The organism is Stutzerimonas chloritidismutans, assembly GCF_038562055.1.
Taxonomy (GTDB): Bacteria; Pseudomonadota; Gammaproteobacteria; order Pseudomonadales; family Pseudomonadaceae; genus Stutzerimonas; species Stutzerimonas chloritidismutans_A.
In genome coordinates this window covers 1-3,236 of sequence record NZ_JBCFXD010000031.1, presented here as the reverse complement: position 1 = coordinate 3,236, position 3,236 = coordinate 1, and the positions used below count along the sequence as shown (strand labels likewise).

The window sequence follows — 3,236 nt, the reverse complement described above, 5'->3', positions numbered from 1 at the left end:
GGCTGGTTGAGGGGGCTCAGTGTGCCAAGGGTGGGGGCGGCTGGCTATTTATGCAGTGTCTCCCTAGGGACACTCTGAAGAAGACTTCCTGATTTGGCAAAATACCCCGATCCTACCCGCCGAGTAGCCCGATGAAGCAGATGACTTTCTCCGACGCCGAGTACGCCGGCAAGCGCAAGCAGACCCGCAAAGAGTTGTTCTTGATCGAAATGGATCGGGTAGTGCCATGGAAGGGTTTGGTTGCCTTGATCGAGCCCCACTACCCCAAGGGTGAAGGCGGACGTCCGGCCTATCCGCTGATGGCGATGCTGCGGGTTCATTTGATGCAGAACTGGTTTGGCTACAGCGATCCGGCGATGGAAGAGGCACTGTACGAGACCACCATCCTGCGGCAGTTCGCGGGGCTGAGCCTGGAGCGTATCCCCGACGAAACCACCATCCTCAACTTCCGTCGCCTGCTGGAGAAACACGAACTGGCTGCTGGCATCCTGGCAGTTATCAATGGCTACCTGGGTGACCGTGGCCTGTCGCTGCGCCAAGGCACCATTGTCGATGCCACATTGATCAATGCACCGAGCTCGACCAAGAACAAGGACGGCAAACGCGACCCAGAGATGCATCAGACCAAGAAGGGCAACCAGTATTACTTCGGGGCCAAGGCACACATAGGTGTCGACGATGAATCGGGTTTGGTGCACAGCGTGGTGGTCACGGCAGCCAATGTCGCGGATGTCACCCAGGTCGATAAGCTGCTGCACGGCGAGGAGAACATGGTCGGCGCAGACGCCGGTTACACCGGCGTCGAGAAGCGTCCCGAACATGAAGGCCGCGAAGTCATCTGGCAGATCGCGGCCCGCCGCAGCACTTACAAGAAGCTGGATAAGCGCAGCGCGCTGTACAAAGCCAAGCGCAAGATCGAGAAGGCCAAAGCCCAGGTGCGCGCCAAGGTCGAGCACCCGTTCCGGGTGATCAAGCGTCAGTTTGGCTACACCAAGGTGCGCTTCCGAGGCCTGGCGAAGAATACGTCGCAGATGGTTACGCTGTTTGCGCTATCGAATCTGTGGATGGCTCGCCGACATTTACTGACCTCTGCAGGAGAGGTGCGCCTGTAATGCGAGGCATAGCCGCTGCGAGGTGCTCGCAGCGGCTCAAGCATCGAATTGAGCCGGCGACTTGATCGTTTTTTGATCATTATCCCGCTTTAAAATCAGCAGTGCCTGAAGTCAGTCAGAAAAACTCGACTACTTCAGACCATCCCTAGTGGGCAACAGCCTTGCGCATATGGAACTGAGATGCCGAAATCTGCTCGGGCGGGGTAAGCAAGAAGTACAGTTTGTAACGATTGATCACGACTTGCGCCAACAACGGAGCCGCCGTACCGATCAGCGTTCCGATAATCAGATGCGCTGTGATTGAATCAATACCGAGGAATTTGCTGAGTATTACCCGCACCCCGCTACCGGCCAGAATATGCATCAGGTAGATCGTCATCGACGAAGCGCCGATGAACAGAAACCAATCCACGCGAAACTGACCTAGCCACATCGACAACGCGATCATGAAAAAGATGGATATGGTTGCAAGCGCGAGTACCGCCATGCCGCCATCGGCATAGTTCAGACCGAAGGTCACATGAAACAGGTACTGCCCCAGGATGAACAGCGCACCAAAAAATAGTGTCAGCTGGGTATAACGCGCAAGGAAGAACGTCTTGACCTCGTTGAACCAGACGCCCAATGCAAAGAAGACGGTATTGCCCAGGATAAAGCGGGTCATGTTGTTTACCGTCAGATCCTGCTGGAAGACATACAGCAAGCCAAACAGGACCACGAATGGCAAGAAATAGCGCCGATCTGCCCGCGCATAAAGAAACGCACAAACCACGAACACCAGAAACAGAGCGTACAGGAACCAGAACTGCGCTCGCGGCATCCAGAGCAGCGAGAACACCTCAACCAAGGTGACCTGACCGTTCGTGTAATTCGACAGGACGACTTCGAACAGACCTTGTAGTAAAGACCAGACAATAAAGGGATAGACGATTGTGTCGACCTTGTTGATGATCAACCCGCCCCGGCCCCGCTTCTGCAACGAATCGAAGAAGAATAAACCCGACAGGAAGAAGTACAGCGGAATGTGAAAGCTGTAGATGATGCTGTCGACCAGCACGAATCGCGCCTCATCCATCGGCAACCCGGCATTGAATACGCCTCGCGCGACATGCCCGTAGACAACAAGAATGATCCCGATCGCCTTGGCATAATCAACCCAAACGTTTCTCTCCTGCATTTGATTGTTCTCCTTGTATCGGCCAATGAGCAGGCGGCACCCTCTTCCAGAGAGGGTGGATGGAGGAGATAGACAACAGGATTTTTCGTTGGTTTAGCTGAAGCACTCCTGGGTCGCCGAAGCGCGACACAGATTCCAATAAACCGAGCGCCAGGCCTCCACACCTCCCGCGCGCACGCTGCCTGACCGCCAGCCCGAGCGCTATATGCAAGCTTTTCTGGAGCGATGATATGCCCGACCCGCTACTGCCTTCCTGCTCCATCCTGCTTCTGGCGGGTGGCCGTGGGCAACGCATGGGAGGACAGGACAAAGGACTGGTCGAATGGCAGGGACGCCCATTGATTGCATGGTTGCATGAGACCGTTCAGCCATTGACAGACGACCTCCTGCTGTCCTGCAACCGCAATCGAGCCCGCTACTCGGCCTATGCCGATCGATTGATTAGCGATGAAGAGCAGGGATTCCCAGGGCCCCTTGCTGGAATACGCAGCGGTCTTGCAGCTGCTCGCAACGCCTGGATGCTCGTACTGCCGTGCGACACCCCGTTGATTGATCGCCCCTTGTTGCAGTCGCTCTACCAGACCGCGCTCGAAGAGCCAGACAGGCCAGTCATGCTGAGCTGCGAAGGCCAGTGGGAGCCCCTGTTCAGCATAATTCCCACCGGCCGACAGGCCGAAGTTGACGCTTGCTGGCAATCTGGAGAACGCAGCCCTTTGCGTGCACTTCTTCATGTTGGCGCCCGTGCGCTTGAGGTACACCGGGGCGACCCCCGCCTCGCCAACCTGAATACACCGGAGCTGCTCAAGATCACTGGCTCGAGGGGAACTTCGTCCTAGGGAGACGCTGAACAATTAGCCAATTCTCACCGTCCCCCCTTTTTCAACCCGGTTTTTTCAACCTACCGGCCTTATTCTGCGTTTCTTGGGCCGATTTCTACCCTGATTTTG

The 3,236-nt window shown here is 56.1% G+C and carries 3 protein-coding genes; 2 read left to right on the top strand and 1 reads right to left on the bottom strand.

Going from position 1 to position 3,236, the window contains the following annotated elements:
- Positions 1–131: 131 nt before the first annotated feature.
- Positions 132–1,112, top strand: coding sequence for an IS5-like element ISPa52 family transposase (locus AAGW23_RS21950; RefSeq protein WP_021209969.1), 981 nt, complete (start codon positions 132–134; stop codon positions 1,110–1,112).
- Positions 1,113–1,257: 145 nt separating this feature from the next.
- Here AAGW23_RS21950 and AAGW23_RS21945 read toward each other — a convergent pair whose 3' ends face one another.
- Complete coding sequence (locus AAGW23_RS21945) at positions 1,258–2,289, bottom strand: acyltransferase family protein (RefSeq protein ID WP_125024062.1); 1,032 nt, start codon at positions 2,287–2,289, stop codon at positions 1,258–1,260.
- A 230-nt stretch (positions 2,290–2,519) separates the two neighbouring features.
- On the opposite strand from AAGW23_RS21945, the gene mobA reads away from it, so the two are divergent.
- Positions 2,520–3,125 (top strand): molybdenum cofactor guanylyltransferase MobA, encoded by a 606-nt coding sequence (gene mobA, locus AAGW23_RS21940; protein WP_102821480.1) that lies wholly within the window; start codon positions 2,520–2,522, stop codon positions 3,123–3,125.
- Positions 3,126–3,236: the final 111 nt, after the last annotated feature.

What these genes read in the sequence shown, in the direction of transcription:
- AAGW23_RS21945 (WP_125024062.1), bottom strand. Translation starts at nt 2,289, where the DNA reads ATGCAGGAGAGAAACGTTTGGGTTGATTATGCCAAGGCGATCGGGATC.
- mobA (WP_102821480.1), top strand. Translation starts at nt 2,520, where the DNA reads ATGCCCGACCCGCTACTGCCTTCCTGCTCCATCCTGCTTCTGGCGGGT.
- AAGW23_RS21950 (WP_021209969.1), top strand. Translation starts at nt 132, where the DNA reads ATGAAGCAGATGACTTTCTCCGACGCCGAGTACGCCGGCAAGCGCAAG.